This is a genomic window from Cellvibrio sp. PSBB023, from assembly GCF_002007605.1.
In the GTDB taxonomy this organism is placed as follows: Bacteria; Pseudomonadota; Gammaproteobacteria; order Pseudomonadales; family Cellvibrionaceae; genus Cellvibrio.
In genome coordinates, this window is the sequence record NZ_CP019799.1 from 2,360,715 (window position 1) to 2,380,046 (window position 19,332).

The window sequence follows — 19,332 nt, forward strand, 5'->3', positions numbered from 1 at the left end:
ACATAGATTTTCCCTGAGCAAACCGTTGAACTCTATGAGTATAGAAAAAGAAAAAAATAGCGAGTCAGGATGCAAACATCGATGCCAAAATAATGCTTCAGGTGTTGGTATTGCCGGTCATCTTCTCAAGCAGATAATCAACAAAGACACGTATTCTTGCGGGAATGTTGTGGCCACCAATAAAAACCGCATGAATCGCTTCGCGATCCTGTGGGTTGTAGTCTTCGAGCAAGGGCACAAGTTGGCCATTTGCCAGCGCTTGCTGCACATGAAAACGGCCTACCCGTGTAATGCCTATCCCTTGCAACGCCAGTTCCACTAGCGTTTCACCATTATTAGCGATCACATTACCGCTGACGGCGAGCATGTAATCCTGATCATTTTCACGAAATGGCCAGCCGGGCTCCAGGCGTCGAAAACTGAAATCCAAACAATTGTGATGGGCTAAATCCGCAGGTGTTTTTGGTACGCCTGCAGTGGCCAGATACTCGGGCGAGGCAAGCACAACTCGCCCGGTATCCCCCAAACGACGGGCATGCAGGCCGCTATCCGGCAAGTGCCCAAAGCGGATGGCGACATCAACCTCGCCTGCATGGACATCCCTGATTTGGTCGGACACATCTATTTCAATCTTGATATCCGGATAACGCTGCAAAAACTCTTTCAGTAACGGCACTATGGTGAGGCGACTATGCGCCGTTGCAGTGCTGACTTTAATAGTGCCGCTCGGGCTGCCGCGGTTGGCAATACTGGTTTCTGTATCCTCCACATCTTTCAGAATCCGCCGGGCAGCAAGCGCATAAGATTCGCCTTCACTGGTTAACCGGAGTTTGCGTGTGCTGCGCACAATCAGCCTCACCCCCAGGCGTTTTTCAAGGCGAGTCATCATGCGGCTCACGGCAGAGGGGGTAAGCGCTAATTCCCGCGCGGCGGCGCTTAAACTGCCGCTGCATGCAACGGATAAAAAGGTTTCCATCTCAGTGGTTCGGTCTACCTTTCCAGTGCTCATTTGTGACTCCAAAGCAAAACTGCATGTATTCAGGCCTACTTTTTAGGGGATTTCCGATTAGTTATATTCCTCGGCATCACAAATTATCGAGACCTTGCATGAAAATCAATATTCCTTTACTCGCCCTTGCCCTGGGAGCTTTTGGCATAGGCGTGACCGAGTTTTCCCCCATGGGGATGCTGCCAATCATTGCCGAAGATTTAGCCGTTTCTATTCCAACGGCGGGTATGCTGATCAGTGCCTATGCCTTTGGTGTCCTGATCGGGGCTCCCTTTATGACCCTGGTTTTTGCCAACATGAGCCGCCGCAACCTGCTGCTGCTATCCATGGGAATTTTTACCTTGGGCAATCTGATTTCTGCGATGGCGGATAGTTATAACCTGTTGTTGTTTGGGCGAATTGTCACCTCATTCAATCACGGGGCTTTTTTTGGGGTTGGCTCTGTGGTCGCCATGAGTATTGTGCCGCCTGAAAAGCGGGCTGGTGCAGTCGCCGCCATGTTCTCCGGCTTGACCATTGCGACTATAGGGGGCGTTCCCTTAGCTGCTTATATTGGTGAAGCGATTGGCTGGCGCCCTGCTTTTTTTGCAATGGCCATCATAGGCGTAATCACCATGCTGGCGTTGCGTATGTCACTGCCACCCCTCGCCAATGAAGGTAAAGCCAATGTGGGTAATGAGCTGAGGGTTCTGACCAAAGGATCGGTTTTAGCGGCGCTGCTGTTAACCGTGGTCAGCTCAAGCGCTATGTTCACTGTCTTTACCTACATTGTGCCCATGTTGCAGGATGAAACTCAGGCCTCAACGGCTTTTGTCACCGCTATGCTGGTGTTGTACGGTGTAGGTTTGGCAGTAGGGAATTACCTGGGAGGCCGCTTTGCCGATCGCTCGCTGGACTTAACGCTGATCGTTTCGCTGGTCGCAGTGACCTTGCTATTAACGATTTTCTCAATCGCACTCTCATCAAAGATGATTGTTGTCCCGGTGATTTTTTTGTGGGGAATCGCCAGTTTTGCACTGGTGCCGCCATTGCAGTCATTAGTGGTGCAGGAAGCCAAAGCAGCCCCCAATTTAGCGGCTGCGATGAACATAGGCGCGTTTAATCTGGGTAATGCCTTGGGTGCGATGCTGGGCGCTGCCATGATCAAAACAGGTTTGGGATTGAGCTATGTGCCCTTAGCAGGTGCAGCGACCGCGATCCTTGGGCTGATAATGGTTGTGTGGTTTATGCGCAGTCGCCATCAACGAGCGCAACAAGCTCCGGCGCCATGCTGCTAGAGCCATCTAACCAGCGCAAGCCCCCTTTAGCTGACGCCAGTCGGCTATATACCTGAGGTTATTGGCATGCTGACGCTTCAATGTGCCGGAGGCATTAACAATCAGCTTGTGGCGACCGCCGTCCTGAACATGAATGCTGGAGGTATAAGTTGCCAGATTATTATCTGTAAGCCCCAGCATCGCCTCGGCGATAAAGGTCTGAGGCCCATCCAACGATAAGGCGTCATCGTGAAAGCTGACTTCGGACTCCGTCGTTGCGCAGTAGCCCAGGGCTTGGTATCCCACCGCACGGGCAAGGCAATCCAATGCACACCCAAGCGCACTGGTAATGTGGCTGGTTTTGGCAAATTCGCTACGCAGCACAAAGCTGAGGCGAACCCTGCCGCCGTCATAATCCAGAGGTCGGATAACAAAAAAGAAATTGGCAGAGTGGTTGATGAGTATTGAGGTAATTACGTCAGGCAATTCGCGCATAGTTATGAGTCACACGGCATAAATGAAGTGCCAGTGTAGTAAGCGCGCCTATTGCACAATAACGCTTTAACTTAAAATTGCTGTACTGATACAAAAGTTGAAAAATTTTTCATTTAATTGCTAATTTTAGCGCGTGGAATTTACTGTTTTTTACAAACACTTTTATAGGTTTTCGGGGTACAGCCGTATTCCTCTTTAAATAGCTTGTTGAAGTAAGAGGTATTTTTGTACCCCACTGACCCGGCAATTTCCCCAACATTAGCCTCGGGTTTTTCAGCCAGCAAGCGCGCCGCCTCGGTTAAGCGTAACTTGTTCAAATAGCTGATAAAGGTATAACCCAGCTCGGACTTGAGGATGTCATTAATCTTGGCTCGGGTGACATTGATCGCCGCCACCATGGTGTCCAGATCCAGCTCAGGGTTGGCATACTCGCTCGCCATGTACTGCAAAATGGCGGTCTTCTCCCTATCGCGCAGCGGTGCAATGGATAGCTGCTGGTAAGCCAGCAAAGGTCTGTCGCGCTCCTGCTTCTGTGCCAGGCTGGCAATCAGGCTGCGGGTATATTGTTTAAATAGCCAGGCCGCAAAAGCACCCCATGCCAGTACCAAAAACACCGCAAAAAAATACAGGTAGCGCCAATCGCGCCCGCACAGGGTGACGTTGTTTATCAGTACCGACACCATCTTGTCGGTAGGGGTTTGAAAACTGGAACCAATGGCAATACGCGGCACTTTATTGAGTTGATATTGCTGGCGCGACAAATCGAGCTGGTGCAGGTCAAACCACCATTGGGGTGTTTCAAGCCGTGAAAGGTCAAGGTTGATACGCGACCATACCTCGGTACAGGAAAAAAATGCGCCGGGGGCGCGGTAGCTCCCCAAATCATCGCTCACCGACAACCCTTCCTCCACGGTCCAGGCACTAAACACCATGGTATTGGTTAGCGAGCAACGTATATTGAAAGAAATGGAATCGTAGGCGGTTAAATCAATCAGGGTGGGTGCACCGGAGGCATCAACAAACTCAAGCGCAATTTCAGCATAAGGGTATTGCGCCTGTTTAACGACCGTAAAGTCATAGCTCAGGCTGAATTGCTCATCGTGTATTTTTATCTCAGATGCACCGCCTTTGTTGGCATCCGTGCGGGTCACCGCCCGCCACAGCATCCCGCTCTGGCCTGCAGGCACCAAAGGTAGATAAAGGTAGGTACGGCTGACGCTGGCATAACCCAATAGCAGGCTAACCAATAACAGGCTCATACCACCCATAAAGACTTTGTTATAAAACTCTTGCATTGTGCCGTGATGACCTCTGACTAAGCATCCAAGCCCGCCAGTGTACCGCTATCAGTCGTTCAAGGTCACAATCATCAGGCTGCCTTCAAATTTTTTCGGTTGTAGTGCCAGCCAAATCAAATGTTCGGTGGGCCATTTTTTGTCGCACTTATCGATGAGATCCAAAAATGGCTGGCGCCCCGGGTCAGCCAGTACGAGTTTTTTCACCCCCGCCGATGCCGCGCGCTTGAGCATGGCAAACCACTCATCGGCCAGCTCATCCCAAAAGCAAATATCGCCCCCGACAATCACATCGTAATTGGCCAGATCTTTCTTTTTCATCTGCTTCATGGAACAGATTAACTTTTCCACTTTGACCGCATTTAAATCGGCTTGGGCATCCAAAAAGGGAAATACATCGGTATCTACATCCATGCCCGTCACCTTGCAGCCTTGGCGTGCAAAGAAAATCGACGTAGGCCCCCAACCGCAACCCACATCCAGCACCCGTGTATTTTTACGTGGGCGATGCTCACTGAAATAATCCATTAGCAGATAACTGGAATCCCAATGGCGATCGCCATGAACACTGGGCGCTACACGTTTTTTGATTTTTTTAAGGGTGGGATTTTTGTCGGTAAACAACCACACACCATAGGCACTCAATGTGTGTTTAACCGGAGGGGCGATAAGTTCAGGCACGATGAATCCTTTATTGGCAATACGCATTGGGCACCCGGCTTCCCCCAACAATCGACAAGCCGGCATTTCATGCACGCAGTCTATGAACTATTTGTTACCGTTTTTTAACAGTATTGCGCACACTACGCCATGACTAATTGCACAAACACTGACGCTGGATAGCAGCAGCACCCAACAATTATCAATACCCAAAGCATTGCGAGTCTCAATCACCACACCAACCATAAGCAAAACTTATCAGCAAGATCACAAAAGCTGATTATGCTTATCCCCAAGAAGCCTCTACCCTAGCCCCCAACCCCTACTGCGTGGGAAGGCCCTTTTCTGGAGAAGCCAATGTCCGTTTTATTTGACCGATTTACCCTCAAAGATATTGAACTGCGCAACCGTATTGCCGTACCCCCTATGTGCCAATACAGCGCGATAGATGGCCTGAGTAATGACTGGCACCTTGCGCATTACACCGGCATGGCGCGCGGTGGTGCCGGGTTAGTGATTGTGGAAGCAACGGGTGTCTCCCCCGAGGGACGCATCAGCCCCGGTTGCCTGGGGCTGTGGAGTGATGATCACATCCCCGGTCTTGCGCAAATCGCCGCCGCCATCAAAAAAGCCGGCGCTGTGCCCGGCATTCAAATTGCCCACGCCGGGCGCAAAGCAAGTGCGAATCGCCCCTGGGAAGGCGACGACCATATTACCGCTGGCGATGCGCGCGGCTGGCAAACCATTTCTCCCTCGGCGATTGCCTTTGGTGGCGACCTTAGCCAAGTGCCACAGGAAATGTCCCTCGCCGATATCCACCGAGTCACCGCCGATTTTGCCGCTGCCGCCCAACGCGCACGCGCTGCCGGTTTTGAGTGGTTGGAATTGCATTTTGCCCACGGTTATCTCGCGCAAAGTTTTTTCTCAACCCACGCTAATCAACGCACAGATCAATACGGTGGAAACCTGGAAAACCGCAGCCGCTTTTTATTGGAAACACTCGCCGCGGTGCGCCATGTGTGGCCAGAAAATTTACCGCTGGCGGCGCGCTTTGGCGTGATTGAATACGATGGTCGCGACGAACAAACCCTCGCGGAATCCATTCAGTTGAGCAAACAATTCCGCACCAATGGCCTCGACTTTTTGAGTGTGAGCATTGGCTTTTCAACACCAACCGCCAATATCCCCTGGGCACCTGCATTTCTTGCCCCGATCGCCGAGCAAGTGCGCAATCAAACCGGCTTACCCGTTGCATCCGCCTGGGGGTTTAGCACACCACAACTGGCCGAACAGGCTATTGCTAATCAGCAATTGGATCTGGTCATGATTGGTCGCCCGCACCTGGCAAATCCGCACTGGCCATATCACGCCGCACGCGAATTAGGCGTAGAAAAATCCGCGTGGATTTTGCCCGCACCCTACGCCCATTGGCTCGAGCGCTACAGAAGCTGATTGCAGTTTTATGACGTTATCTTGCGAGGGGAAAATGTGTATTATGGTGACATCCCCCACGCAAAAGGCCATCCATTGTTTAAACACAATAGCTTTCGCATCAGGCTCGCCTTGTGGTTTGGCGGGCTCTCACTCTTTACCCTGCTCAGCGTTGGTATTTACGCAGGCTGGCTAACAGCGACGCAAATAAAAGTGACCGCCGGCGAGGCCATACACGCCAATGCCATGGCCGCTGCCGAGCTGCTGGGAGCCAACCTGTACGAACGCGAAATGGATATCGCCCTGGTTAGCCAAGCGCCGCATTTTGTGCGCGGCGACTTGAGTGATCCTGATGTTTTAAGCTCACTGGATCGCCGCTTGGATATGCGCAATGAATTTGCCTGGTTAGGTGTGGTCGATGCGGAAGGCACTGTTATTCAAGCGACGAATAATATGCTGGTAGGCCAATCGGTCGCACAGCGCCCCTGGTTTATCGCCGGGTTACAAGGCGTATACAGCGGTGATGTTCACGAAGCACTCTTGCTCGCCAAACTCCTCCCCAATCCACACGCCGATGAACCGCTGCGCTTTATCGATTTCGCCGCACCTATCCACAATCGCGAAGGCAAATTGGTTGGTGTTGTAGCGGCACACGCCCACTGGAATTGGGTCACTGAAACCGTACAGGCCGTTGCCAATCGCCGCGAGCACGCAAGTGATTCAGAAGTTTTGATTGTCAGTAGCACCGGCAACGTGCTCTACCCACAAGCCTTGGCAGGTGTAAGCCGACTGCCCGATAATTTGCCACACAATAAACATTACTCCATCGTCACCTGGGATGACGGGCGCGATTACCTGACCAGCCAAGTCACGGTAGATGCACGTTCAAACAGTAATTTCGGCTGGCGTATTGTGGTGCGGCAACCGCTGGAAAATGCATTGGCTCCCATATACGCCATGTACTCCCGTTTTTTTATTCTGGCATTAATCGCCGTATTATTATTTTCACTGTTGGCTTGGCGTTTAGCACAAACTATTAGTAAACCGATTGAACAACTTGCTGCCGCCGCACGCTGCATAAAACTCAACACCAGCGCACCACGCTACCCTACCGACACCAGCTTGAGCGAAGTCGCGCAGTTAAGTAGCGCCATGCAATCCATGACGGAATCCCTGTTAACCCGCGAACGCGAACTGGAATTGCTCAATCAAACACTGGAACAACAAGTATTGCAGCGCACCGAGGCATTGGCCGCCGCCAATAAACTACTGGAACACCTTGCCACTATCGACCCACTCACCGGCACCAACAACCGTCGTCGCTTTGATGAAAAATTGGAAGACTGCGCACGCATGGGCAAACGCACCGGGCGCGGCTTTTCCATTTTGTTACTGGATGCCGATCACTTCAAAAAAGTAAACGACAATTACGGCCACCCCGTGGGTGATGCCGTGTTACAACAAATCGCCACACTCATCACCAATAACACTCGCGCCACCGACTTTGTCGCGCGCTACGGCGGCGAAGAATTTGTCGTCATACTACCCGACGCCCCCAGCGAAACCGAAGTCCGCACCGTCGCCGAGAAAATTCGTACCGCTATAGAAAGCGCCCCCTTCCCCAGCGTGGGTCACATGACCATGAGCATCGGCAGCAGCACCTGGCACCCCAACGACTCAAGCACCACCCAAGTCATCCAACGCGCCGACGAAGCCCTCTACACCGCCAAAGCCTCTGGCCGCAACCGCGTAGTTGCTTACGGACAGCAGTAATTCATTCCTTGCAGATGAAAATAAAAAGCAAGGAGGATATAGTTCGGAATCAAATTGGCAAACTAATCTTTATCTCTTGCCATGTGAACTGCGCCGCACATTGAAATTAGAACATTTCGCGAGCTGTGTTTAGGTGCTGGCGCGAGGGAAGCTGTAACATATTCAGGCCCCCTTTTGTCAACCCACTTATTCAATTTTGAAGAAGTAAAGCAACAAACCCTATCAATCACAAGTCGTTCAAACATAATATTGTTGACACTTAATCGACATAGGGAAGCACAACAGTGATCTTAACAATGTCAAACTTGGAGAAATACTATGCTTTGGGACTTACTACAGCAATCGCAAATAAAAAGCACTCGTCAATCAGCAGATTCTGCAGATCTTAAAGCAAGCCTCGCACAAGCAAACGTTGAGCAGCTAGAGGCACAAGTTCAAACACTTTCTTTGGCATGCCAAGCAATGTGGGAGCCTATAGGAAAAAACTTACAACAAAGGCTAAAAAGGAAATTTTTTAGCCTGGCAAAGAAGATATGCTAGCCCTACAACACCCAGCGCACGGACTTATCAAGCCCCACAATTGACCATCACACATAAGTATACATTCGCACTGAACGGACCCAAAAAAGCAAATTAAAAGGACCTGAAAAAATGAAAATTCGACAAGCTGAAATTAAGGACACAAAAGAAATTCTTGCTTTAATAAAAGCAAAAGCTGAATTTGATAACCACCTTGATTCATTATTAGCAACAGAAAAAAGTATCACCGAAGCATTCTTTAGTACTTCTCCCAAATCATGGGCAATCGTTGCTGAAATTGATTCACAACTGGTTGGGATAGCGACTTATTATAATATCTACTCTACATTCAAAGCCAAACCAGGAATCTGGCTTGATGATCTTTTTATTTACCCGCAGTATAGAAACATGGGCATTGGGAAAGCCCTTATAAAAAAACTATGCTTCATTGCTCAAGAAAATGGCTGTTGTCGCCTTGATTGGATTGTTGCTTGCGACAATAAAAATGGAACAGAATTTTATGAATATCTAGGAGCAAAGATATTTGAAGAAGTGCGCCACGCAAGGCTAGATGAAATCGCTATAAGTAGATTATTAGATAACAATGTATAACAGCACTATTTTACATATTAATGGTATTTAACTTTATAAAGGTGTATTTCTCGCTCATCTTTACCACAACATAGCAGCGTTCGAGCTTGCAGCTTAATAGGAGTAAAAAATGGAAGACCTATACATTAGATATATTCATTTCTTGGGCATCATATTGCTAAGCGCAACACTGTTTTATGAGTTAATTTCTTTTTCCCGCACCTTAACTAATGCTCAGTTAAAAAAGCTTTTATGGGTTGATGCTTTGCTTGGCATCAGTGCAGTTATTGTTCTGATTTCAGGTGGCTTGCTTTGGGGTAGCTTTGGAAAACCCAGTGAGTTTTACACAAAGAATCCAATTTTTCATATCAAGCTAACAATATTTTTTCTAATTGCGATAATTTCAATTTTTCCCACTTGGTTTTTATTGAAAAACCGAAAATCAACTGAAGCGGTAATAAGCACCCCTAGCTATGTGTTATATATTATTAAGGTTGAAGCGGCATTATTAATCGCAATTCCTCTGCTTGCGGTATTAATGGCACGTGGTATTGGCTTAGCATAATCACCACATACCTCGCATCTAAAAAATCACTGCGCGATACTTATTTTAAGTAACCAGATTGAAAGTTTTTACCCCTATTAACATTATCAGGGAGCCCCATGTTTAAAATATTTTCGATACTCCTAAGTGTGATTAGTGGGTTTTTTATATTTATTTTTATTAACACACCAGAACTGAAGGAGTCCGGCCAGTTAGTTGCATACCGCGGTGGAGGGCAAATTGTCGACTATAAAAAGCTTGGAAAAGATGGCTGTACCGCCAAGGTTATCGTTCAGTCCGAAAATGCTCATATCGAAAATACCATTGAGTCAATCAGGGATGCTAATAGTGCAGGATTCGATGTTATCCACATTAATATTCATCGATCAAAAGACAACAACTTTGTGCTATTCCACGATTGGACATTAGATTGTGCTACAAATGGCAAAGGAGAGGTAGCCGCAAGCGAGGCCAGTCTACTTACCGAACTGGATGCAGGTTACGGTTATACCTTTGATGATGGACAACACTTTCCGTTTAGGAACAAAGGATATCGCATAAGCCATTTAACAACGATTTTAGATCAGTACCCACATAAAGAATTTTGGTTCAACCTCAAGAATAATGATGAGGCATCCTTTGTGGCACTGCATGAGTTGCTAAGGTCTAGATATGGAGATCGGCTATCAGATCTCGTTATCATTTCAAGCGAAAAAGGAGTGAATTGGTTTCAGCGGGAGGCGCCAAAACTAAAAGTGATTAGCATAGAGTCGACCAAAGAATGTGTTAAACAATATATGGTGTACGGATGGAGCGGAATCTTCCCGGAAGCTTGCTCGAATCGCCCCATACTCATTCCACCAGACAAAGCGAAATACCTGTGGGGATACCCGCGAAGATTCGCTGCATTAGCGCAAGAGAATGGAAGTGATATCTACCTTTGGACAGAACACAGATTACTACAAGACCACACATTAGACATTGAAAATGGCATAGGCGTAGTAACAGGCGATGTTCACGGCGTAAAAACTATTTTGCGTTAATAAGGCTTATTAATTTACACATTTTATGTGCAGGACCAGCCCTCATGAAAAGTAGATCATCAAGAATAAACGTCGCTGACTTTTCAACTTAAAAATGCGAATGACCATGGTGATCAAACATTTCATGCTGGATTTTTAGTACAAACGGATCGCGCTCCATATCACCCAGATCAGTGTATTCAATTGTACGATAGCGCTTGGTATCGTTAAGCGAAAAAGGAGCGTTTTCGTTCACATACAACCGGGCCACTTCAGTCGTAGTTTTTTGTTTGCCCAGTATAGTGGTGACGCGTGCAGCGAGCGATATCTGGGGTAACCATAGAACTTCATAGAAAACGCCATTTACCTCGCCAGCATAAAGAACACTTTTCCAGCCGTGAAAATCCGAGGCATATTTTATAGGAGTTAATACACGCAAAATATCCGGGTTAATAGCGAATACTTGCCATTGCTGGTGAATGCCAAGCAAATTGAGATCAATTGGTGAGTATTCGATAACCTGGCGATCCGCATGAAATATTTTGCTATAAAACCATAAATCATTTGTAGTTTTAGTCCAGCGTTCGCCGGTATTGTTGGCGAGATAAAACCATTCAACCGCGCTGGCACTACGTACCAGTCTCGCGCGATTAACAATAGTATCACTAGAGATTGTCGTGACAAATTCTGCAGCTAATGGCGGCAGATTTTTTGTATTCACGTTAAGTGGCAACGGCTCACCCAATTCACCACTCTGGAGCGCGCATCCAGCGCTGAGCAGGCAAGCCAATAATAAAACACAATAAAATTTCATTATTTATTCTGCTGATTCAGACCAAGGGCATCGGTCATGATGTGATAAATAATGTGTTGTTCTTGCACACCGCGAAATAAATGGGCGTTCGGCCCCAATGCATAAATACCAACATCTTCGCCGCCGTGGGTTTCCGATGCGAGAGGTACTGTAGCTTCTTGCATATAGGCAGGGCTAGCAGTATCCACATCGCTTAAGTCAGGGCGTGCGGCTGTGCCCTTATAAGTGGCTGCAATTGCGCTTTCACTTTTCCCATTAAATTCGCGTCGATTTTTTCCCCCAGTAAAACCGGGGCCATTGGCGTAACCGAGAGTCGTATAAGGCAATCCCATAGTGTCCGTTGATAACTCTCCATTTGCTCGCGTTTTACCTAAAATAGGATTGCCGCGCTCAGGGTATCCCGCAATGGTAAAGGTATGGCTGTGATCCGCCGTAACCACAATTAAGGTATCACGCGGGTCTGTCATTGCCGTTGCTGCCTTAACCGCATCCGACAATGCAATTGCATCCGTTAAGGCGCGATAAGCATTGCCTGCGTGGTGCGCGTGATCAATTCGACCACCTTCTACCATTAAATAAAATCCTTTTTTGTGCTGTTGCAACATAGCGATGGCTTTTTGGGTCATTTCAGCCAGCGATGGTTCACCTGCAATGTCCTGTGCGCGATCGGCTTCGTAACGCATGTGTGACGGTTCAAATAATCCCAATAGATATTGGGTCTTTTTCGGGTCTACGTCATCAAATAACTGCTTGTTCCACACGTAAGCCGACTGCGGATATTTAGCCAACCATTCTTGATGTAAATTGCGGCCATCGCGACGCATGCCAGTGCGACCCGTATATTCCGGGTCCGCTTCTGTTTCTGCATAAAATTGTTTGCGCCCACCGCCCATCACTACTTCAATGCCATTGCCGTAGGAAAATTCCAACAATTGCAGTGCAATATCTTTTACCGTCGCGCCCTCGGGCAAATTTGCATCAGCTTCCCATTCGCGGTCAGGCACATGGGCATAATTGGTTGCCGGCGTGGCGTGAGTAACGCGCGCGGTGGTTACAATGCCCGTGGCTAACCCACGTATTTCAGCTTGTTCAAGAATGGTTTTTATACTCGCGGCAGCCACAACATCGGCGTTGCTTTCTGTGCGCGCCAGGGTTTGATTGACAGAGATAGCACCATCATTCGCTTTTATACCTGTAACCAAGGCCGTTGCCGTGGGCGCAGAGTCGGATGTCTGTTGATTCGCACTGGCCGTGACACTCAACGCAAAATAGGGAAATTTTTCAAATGCCAAGCGATTACTTTCACCGTCGCGCTGCTGTAATTGCCCTTCAAGAATTCGCGCCGCAGTTACGGTGGAAATGCCCATGCCATCACCTACAAATAAAATGACATTTTTTGCACGATCACCCACATAAGCATTTTGTTTTGCGACACGCAGTGCTGCCTGCCCCGAGTCATACCAATAAGCAGGGGTATTAAATTCAGCAGCAGCTTTGCTGGTCGCCGCTTGAGCACATAACAACGGCGCATTTACAGCACACATCAAGCTCAGTAGACCACAGGAAAAACGTTTACCACGACTCATGAATAACACCTGGCAGAGGGATAGACTGCGCAATACCGCGCAAATGTGCCCCTGATTCACAACAATCAGGGAGGATTCCGGGGATGCTATTGCGCTATACGAGATGAGTCAATGACGTTTACGGCAATAACAGCTTACAATAGGGGCTCTTATCACCCGAAACCAAGGGAAGATACATAGCCTTATGAATAATTTGCGTCACCTTATCGCCCTCGCCTGTTGTACCGGTTTGCTTTCCTGTGCTCAGGCACCTGCCTCGAAAAATGTGGTCGGTCAATCAGCTACCGCATCGTCGGCTACACCACCGTCTGTGGTAACACAATCATCATCTACGTCCAAACCCATAGAGATTGCGATCAACGAAGCAGATTTTGCAGTTTGTATCGATCGATTTACCCAGCTTGCAAATACACAAGGCATTTCCGCCAAAGTAATAAACAACAGTCTGGCAAAAGCGGCGTTGAATAAACGTGTGCTGGAATTAGATAAGCAACAGCCGGAATTCACCACAACCTTTGCCGATTATTTTAATCGCCGTGTTACCGCGCAACGTGTTGCCCAAGGTCGCAGTTTGTGGATTAAACACCGCGCACTGTTTGATCGCGTTGAACAGCAATACGGTGTACCTGCCCCTTATTTATTGGCCTTTTGGGGACTTGAAACCAACTTCGGAAATTATTTTGGTAACACCAAGGTTATCGATTCACTTGCCACGCTTGCCTGCGATACACGACGCAGCGATTTTTTTACCATCGAACTGATGAATGCATTGCGCATATTGGATGAAGGAGCCATCGCACCTGAACAGATGGTTGGCTCATGGGCCGGCGCTATGGGACACGTGCAATTTATGCCCTCCGCATTTTTAAAACACGCCGTGGATTATGATGGCGACAACAAGCGCGATTTGTGGAAAAGCACACCGGATGCCATGGCATCCGCTGCAAATTTTTTACGCAACCTCGGCTGGAAACCAAACGAGCGCTGGGGACGCGAAGTGAAATTACCAAGATCCTTTCCATTTTTGGAGGCAGGCTTAAAAAATACCAAACCATTAATAGAATGGCGCAAGCTCGGTGTAACGCTAGCTGACAGCTCGCCGCTCCCAGCTGACAATATTCAGGCAGCTTTATTGGTTCCTGCTGGCCACCAAGGCCCAGCCTTTTTGGTGTACGACAATTTTAATGTGATTATGCGCTGGAACCGTTCAGAGTTTTACGCGATTGCAGTAGGTCAATTAGCCGATCAAATTGCCGGTGGCGGAAAATTATTGCAATCTCCACCGGAAAATGCGCCGCGCTTGCATCGCAACCAGGTGATTGCCTTACAAACACAACTCAATGTAAAAGGGTTTGATGCGGGCACACCCGATGGTATTTTCGGCCCCGGCACTCGCCGCGCCCTGAGTGAATTCCAGCAACAACAAGGCATGATTGCCGATGGATTTCCCAGTGCAGAAGTACTTGGCCGGATTGGAATTGCACTTGAATAACACAGTGCAATAGCAAATAAAAAAGCCCGGCTACGTTGCAACAGCCGGGCTTTTTATTTCAATCGCGTTAATTGGTTGTATAGGCAGCCATTTTTACTTTCAAGACAACCGGACGATCGCTAAAGTTTAAACCCCAGTCAGTTTGATCGCCATTCCACACCCGAGACATAATCCATTTACCATCTTGATAGCGCCCCTCTTCAACACGGTCGATCATGTATTTTTTATTGGCGAGCTCTTTGGAAGGCTTAAATTCCACTCGCGCTTTGTGTGCTGTTACCAGATATTCGTTATCACTTAATTGCACGACCAGAGCACCGCCAGCGGCAGGATTATTGCCTTCCGGTGGAGCAATCCAAAACATCGGGCGCCCATAAGTCACTTCTATATCCCACAAACCGGCATCCACCACTTGGGTTAAGGCTGCGGCTTTATCTTTCGCATGCTGTTCTTTTTCGGCAGGCGTAGCCTCAGCATTCCAAATTTTTTGTGTATCACCCGTGGTATCAAGCGGCTCTGCAAAACCCCAACGGTTATTTTCAAATAACAACCTGGCCCAATCGCGCATCATCGGAGAAATAGCGCGGTAGTGCTGTGCAAAATGCTCGATAGTTTCATCGTTATACTCTTTAGCACCCAAGGGATAGTTAGTGTAACCCGTGTCATCCATACCAAAAGGTGAAAAACCAATGCCACCCAAACCTAATGTGGAATAAAAATAGCGAGCATAGGGTTGATCGTTACCAATCTCTGCAACAAACAACGCGTTGTCATCACGCGCATAAAGCTCCAACACTTTGGATACGGTTTTGTGATCGCGGAAATAAATATCCGGGCCAATTAAATCAATGGCAGGCGCTGCCACTTTCCAGATATGCAATACATTATCAGTCGCACCGCCACTGGAATATTGACCGGGCAAACCGGGGTTGAACGGATTGCGCAACGCAACATTGACATACATCGGCAGGTTCTTGATCGCTTTACCTGTTTGAGCGATTTCATTGCAGTATTTAGCAATGTAATAGGCGTGAAAAAACTCATCGGCATCTTTACCAAATACCTGCGCCCAGCTACCACTTTTTAGTTTCAATTGTTGGATTAAGTCTGCCGGTACTTGCGCAGTGAAATATTGTTGTGCCAACGCGGAAAAATCGCGCACAGATTGATAGGTGCCAACTTCGTTCTGCACTTGCACCATAATTACTGTGTGATCTTTATCAGTTTTTTTCAGGTGCTTCATCAATTCTACAAAGGCTTTTTTATCGGCCTCCAAGGTATTCTTACCTAATGGCGACATTGAATTCAGTGTGTCGCCATCCTGTTTTACTACGCGAGGAAAACGCGCGTTATCCAACTTCACCCAGGCTGGCGCGTAGTGCGGTGCATTATTTTTCCAGGTGGCAAACCAAAGCAGCACCACTTTTACATCGCGCTCACGCGCTTGTTTAATTAATACATCCACATAAGAAAAATCAAACTTGCCCTCTGTTGGTTCAATCTGCTCCCACGCTACCGGAATACTTAAGGTATTCGCGTGCATTTTTTCTACCGAAGGCCATACGTCTTTTAATGCATCCGGGTAGTTGCTGGAATTATTGGTTTGCGCACCCAGTATTAAATAGGGAGCACCGTCCACCATCAGCGCATGGCGGCCATGCTTACTTACTAATTCAGGCAATGGCGCAGCAGCACACAGTGGCAGTGCAACGAATAGCAGTAGCGAGGTGGTAATACAACGCCCTAAGCGCAAACAAAATAGAGTAGCGATTGACATAAATCCTCATGCGGGGTTGGTGTTGATTGCAGAATGCGTTTTTAACGCTTATTGAATGAATTAAGACTTGCAGAAAAAACAGGAAAGCAAACCGACAAAAACAAAAAAACCTTGCCCCGGGTGGGGCAAGGTTTTAAAGCGCGCTAATTAAAATCTGGCGCGGATACCAACTGCAAAACGAGCATCTTGCGAGTAAGAGTAAGCAATGTGATCGCCAGCACCATTTTGATCGATGATACCAACGGTTTTCTCTTTCAGCAGATTACTTGCTTCTGCAGTAATAGTGTAATTATCAAGGAAGGTATAGCTAACCGATGCATCCAACTGACCATAGTCATCGTTATATACAGGGATACGAGCCTTACCACCTAATCCATCATTAAAGTCTGGATCAAAACCATTACCCCCCAAGTAATCAAGTATTTACTGCGCCATGAGTAAGCCAAGCGAGCAGAAAAACTGTCTTTCTCATACATCCCAATAATATTGAATGCATTTTTTGACAGCTGATCAATTGGCAATTGGCCATAAGCCGAACGATCAGTATCTACAGGCGCTGCACCTGCTACAGTATCACCACCGACAGGTTGGGTATTCAATGGAATATCCGCCTTACTATCGATGTAGGTGTAGTTAGCTTGTATACCCAAACCATCAAATGGTGCAGGTAACTGGTCAAAGAATTTATTGACGCCGATTTCTAAACCATTGATATCTCCACTACCCACATTGTCCAACCAGGTAGCTTGACCAGTGTAGTTGCCAATTGCGTAGGGTTCCGCTGTTTTCTTAAAGAAGCCTTCGACTTGTTTGTTAAACAGCGCTGCATAAGCCATACCACCGTTCGAATCGAAATACCACTCAACAGACAAGTCGAACTGTGTCGCTTCCATGGGTTTGAGATATGGGTTGGTATCCTGATTCAGGTTAAAGCCTTTGATCACACCGGTTTCATTATCGATATCAGCACTTACCGTTACTTTGGCTTGCATATCGGAGAAAGATGGATTCCAGATAGCTTCCGATGCAGCAAAACGAACAAACACATCTTCACTCGCTTGCAAACGCAAGTTAAAGCTTGGCAATACGTGAGTATTGTCGGTTTTGGCATCTAGCGGCGTTACTGAACGAGGTATAACCTCTACACCATCAACAGTCGCTCGGTTAACGATAAAAGAACCTGAAGCAGTCATATCGGTTTGTACCACACGCACACCGATATTACCGTCGATTGGCATTGCCAGATCATCAAATCCATAATTGGTCATGATGTACATCGCCACGGTTTTTTCGTCTTGATAGTTTCTGTACTCTGGATTATCCAAACGAGTCCAATCAGAATATACGCTGTCTGCACACCACCACGCGCCATCAGTTTCACAATCGGCATTGACCGCGTCGGTTGTTGCTCGGAAATTTCTGGCTGCCTCGGAAGAATACAAATAACCCGTTGCCGGAACAGTAACATCACCGCGCTGGAAATCACCAAACGAATATAAAGTCAGGTAATTTTCTGCTTGCTCTGGTGTCACCTTGGGGATTGAGTTTTTATCAAATCCAAACCAAGTAGCGTAACGGGTATTCCAATCGTAGTCGGTGTTAGTGTTGTCACCCGTTTTCTCTGAATATCTGACACCCGCTTTTACCGATTTAATGACTGCACCATTAAAATCGTATTCTGCATCAAAGCGTGCTGTTTTCGCATCTGCTTCGTTACGCTCAAAGTGAGTCATCGCTTGGCCAAGGTTGTAATTGGCGAAGTTAGACATATACGCTTCATCGATTATGATAGAAGGCTTTTCAGTACCAATCCCTTCCATTCGAGCTTCAGCAGGAATCACTTTCAAGCCCAAGGTATAATCATCAACTCTCGCTTCTGCTTTTATGTACTGTAAATCGGCAGAAAATTTCCAGTAGTCATCAGGTGACCATTTTATACCGGTAGCATAGTCAGTCGTTTTGGAAACATTTTGTGCCCAGCGGGTACTGGTACCAAAATCCAGCCCCCATTGCGCAGGATTAGCAACGGTAACAGTGCCTGATTCCATTGCGCCATTTCCGCTGTAAACCCAATCATTATCCGCGGTAGGTACTAATGCCTGATCGCCATTGCCGCCTTCAAGGAAAAAAGCATTTTCATCATACACGTTGTCATGTTTTGTTTGAAAAGCAGTGAAATAAAGCTCCGTGCTTTCATTAGGCGCCCATTGCAATGCAAGGTAACCACCTTCACGAGTGCTTTCATGGTCGTTGCGACGCCAATCCACACCTTTGGAAACCCAAACATCATCGCCATTAATAGTTCTTGGCATATAAGCTCGGGAATACACTTGGTCTGAGCGCGTAGACAAATCAGAGGTAGAAGCGTTGACGAGGATACCAAATTCACCGGCATCAGTTTCCCAACGATTGCTGTACAAACCGGAATATTCACCGTTTGTTTCTTTAATTTGATCACCATAGTTAGCTTTCGCAGAAACGCTAACTAATTGGCCATCTGAATCAAACGGCATACGGGTGCGCAGGTTTACTGTACCGCCCAAACCACCTTCAATCATATCTGCCGATGGGCTTTTATAAGTATCAACCGCATACATCAATTCAGCAGGTACCGATTCAAAGCTTAAACCACGGCCACTTGCAGCGGAGAATACATCACGCCCATTTAATTCGGCACGAACTTGTGTCAAACCACGAACAGCAACGCCACTACCCTCTGCTGCAGGGTGTTCCGCATCGTTGTTGGTATAACGACCTACAGTTACACCTGGAACACGCTGCAGTGCTTCAGTTACGCTGCGATCCGGTAATTTACCGATATCTTCTGCAACGATTGAGTCTACGACCACATTCGCATTTCTTTTTACATCTTGTGCAGATTGAATACTCGCACGCTGGCCAGTAACAATCACTTCTTCCAATCCGTCGGCGCTATTTTGCGCGTAAGTGTGCGATGCCACGCCCATGGCACCGACAACCAGCGATACGCTGGATGCTAATTTGATATACGTTGGTAATTGTTTTTTTAGGAATTTTTTTCCAAGGTTGTGCTTATTGTTGGATGTCAT

General features: G+C 47.5%; 17 protein-coding genes. 8 read left to right on the forward strand and 9 right to left on the reverse strand.

Going from position 1 to position 19,332, the window contains the following annotated elements:
- Nucleotides 1-97: 97 nt before the first annotated feature.
- Nucleotides 98-1,009, reverse strand: coding sequence for a LysR family transcriptional regulator (locus tag B0D95_RS10385; RefSeq protein ID WP_078043840.1), 912 nt, complete (start codon nt 1,007-1,009; stop codon nt 98-100).
- Nucleotides 1,010-1,107: 98 nt separating this feature from the next.
- Between B0D95_RS10385 and B0D95_RS10390 the strand changes: the two genes are divergently transcribed.
- Nucleotides 1,108-2,286 carry an MFS transporter gene (locus B0D95_RS10390; RefSeq protein WP_078043841.1) on the forward strand — a complete coding sequence of 393 codons (1,179 nt, stop codon included), beginning with the start codon at nt 1,108-1,110 and terminating at the stop codon, nt 2,284-2,286.
- A gap of 6 nt (nt 2,287-2,292) precedes the next feature.
- Here the strand turns inward: B0D95_RS10390 and B0D95_RS10395 are convergent, their stop codons facing one another.
- From B0D95_RS10395 to B0D95_RS10405, 3 genes are all read right to left on the reverse strand, one after another.
- On the reverse strand, nt 2,293-2,760 hold the full coding sequence (locus B0D95_RS10395) for a hypothetical protein (RefSeq protein ID WP_078043842.1): 468 nt from the start codon (nt 2,758-2,760) through the stop codon (nt 2,293-2,295).
- A gap of 140 nt (nt 2,761-2,900) precedes the next feature.
- Nucleotides 2,901-4,055 carry an AraC family transcriptional regulator gene (locus B0D95_RS10400; RefSeq protein WP_078043843.1) on the reverse strand — a complete coding sequence of 385 codons (1,155 nt, stop codon included), beginning with the start codon at nt 4,053-4,055 and terminating at the stop codon, nt 2,901-2,903.
- Nucleotides 4,056-4,106: 51 nt separating this feature from the next.
- Nucleotides 4,107-4,736, reverse strand: coding sequence for a methyltransferase (locus B0D95_RS10405; protein WP_210403610.1), 630 nt, complete (start codon nt 4,734-4,736; stop codon nt 4,107-4,109).
- A 336-nt stretch (nt 4,737-5,072) separates the two neighbouring features.
- On the opposite strand from B0D95_RS10405, the gene B0D95_RS10410 reads away from it, so the two are divergent.
- The 6 genes from B0D95_RS10410 to B0D95_RS10435 all read left to right on the forward strand — a co-directional run bounded on the left by B0D95_RS10410 (nt 5,073) and on the right by B0D95_RS10435 (nt 10,616).
- Entirely contained in the window at nt 5,073-6,167 is a 1,095-nt protein-coding gene (locus B0D95_RS10410; RefSeq protein ID WP_078043845.1) for an NADH:flavin oxidoreductase/NADH oxidase, read from the forward strand.
- Nucleotides 6,168-6,203: 36 nt separating this feature from the next.
- Entirely contained in the window at nt 6,204-7,919 is a 1,716-nt protein-coding gene (locus B0D95_RS10415; RefSeq protein ID WP_210403611.1) for a sensor domain-containing diguanylate cyclase, read from the forward strand.
- Nucleotides 7,920-8,237: 318 nt separating this feature from the next.
- On the forward strand, nt 8,238-8,459 hold the full coding sequence (locus B0D95_RS10420; RefSeq protein ID WP_078043846.1) for a hypothetical protein: 222 nt from the start codon (nt 8,238-8,240) through the stop codon (nt 8,457-8,459).
- Between the two features lie 111 nt (nt 8,460-8,570).
- Complete coding sequence (locus tag B0D95_RS10425; protein WP_078043847.1) at nt 8,571-9,050, forward strand: GNAT family N-acetyltransferase; 480 nt, start codon at nt 8,571-8,573, stop codon at nt 9,048-9,050.
- 109 nt (nt 9,051-9,159) lie between these two features.
- Complete coding sequence (locus tag B0D95_RS10430) at nt 9,160-9,594, forward strand: DUF2214 family protein (protein ID WP_078043848.1); 435 nt, start codon at nt 9,160-9,162, stop codon at nt 9,592-9,594.
- A 98-nt stretch (nt 9,595-9,692) separates the two neighbouring features.
- Nucleotides 9,693-10,616 (forward strand): glycerophosphodiester phosphodiesterase family protein, encoded by a 924-nt coding sequence (locus B0D95_RS10435; RefSeq protein ID WP_078043849.1) that lies wholly within the window; start codon nt 9,693-9,695, stop codon nt 10,614-10,616.
- Between the two features lie 88 nt (nt 10,617-10,704).
- On the opposite strand, the gene B0D95_RS10440 is transcribed toward B0D95_RS10435, so the two are convergent.
- Both B0D95_RS10440 and B0D95_RS10445 read right to left on the reverse strand, forming a co-directional pair.
- Complete coding sequence (locus B0D95_RS10440; RefSeq protein ID WP_149867897.1) at nt 10,705-11,385, reverse strand: hypothetical protein; 681 nt, start codon at nt 11,383-11,385, stop codon at nt 10,705-10,707.
- A 23-nt stretch (nt 11,386-11,408) separates the two neighbouring features.
- Nucleotides 11,409-12,995: an alkaline phosphatase gene (locus B0D95_RS10445; protein WP_210403612.1), complete on the reverse strand. Its 1,587-nt coding sequence runs from the start codon at nt 12,993-12,995 to the stop codon at nt 11,409-11,411.
- A gap of 184 nt (nt 12,996-13,179) precedes the next feature.
- On the opposite strand from B0D95_RS10445, the gene B0D95_RS10450 reads away from it, so the two are divergent.
- Nucleotides 13,180-14,487 carry a lytic murein transglycosylase gene (locus tag B0D95_RS10450; protein ID WP_078043851.1) on the forward strand — a complete coding sequence of 436 codons (1,308 nt, stop codon included), beginning with the start codon at nt 13,180-13,182 and terminating at the stop codon, nt 14,485-14,487.
- 67 nt (nt 14,488-14,554) lie between these two features.
- Here B0D95_RS10450 and B0D95_RS10455 read toward each other — a convergent pair whose 3' ends face one another.
- The 3 genes from B0D95_RS10455 to B0D95_RS10460 form a co-directional block, all read right to left on the reverse strand.
- Nucleotides 14,555-16,264, reverse strand: coding sequence for a DUF5597 domain-containing protein (locus B0D95_RS10455; RefSeq protein ID WP_078043852.1), 1,710 nt, complete (start codon nt 16,262-16,264; stop codon nt 14,555-14,557).
- A 147-nt stretch (nt 16,265-16,411) separates the two neighbouring features.
- On the reverse strand, nt 16,412-16,675 hold the full coding sequence (locus B0D95_RS20995; protein WP_256386821.1) for a TonB-dependent receptor: 264 nt from the start codon (nt 16,673-16,675) through the stop codon (nt 16,412-16,414).
- On the reverse strand, nt 16,633-19,332 hold the full coding sequence (locus B0D95_RS10460; protein WP_256386822.1) for a TonB-dependent receptor: 2,700 nt from the start codon (nt 19,330-19,332) through the stop codon (nt 16,633-16,635). Before B0D95_RS10460 ends, B0D95_RS20995 begins: the two co-directional genes overlap by 43 nt.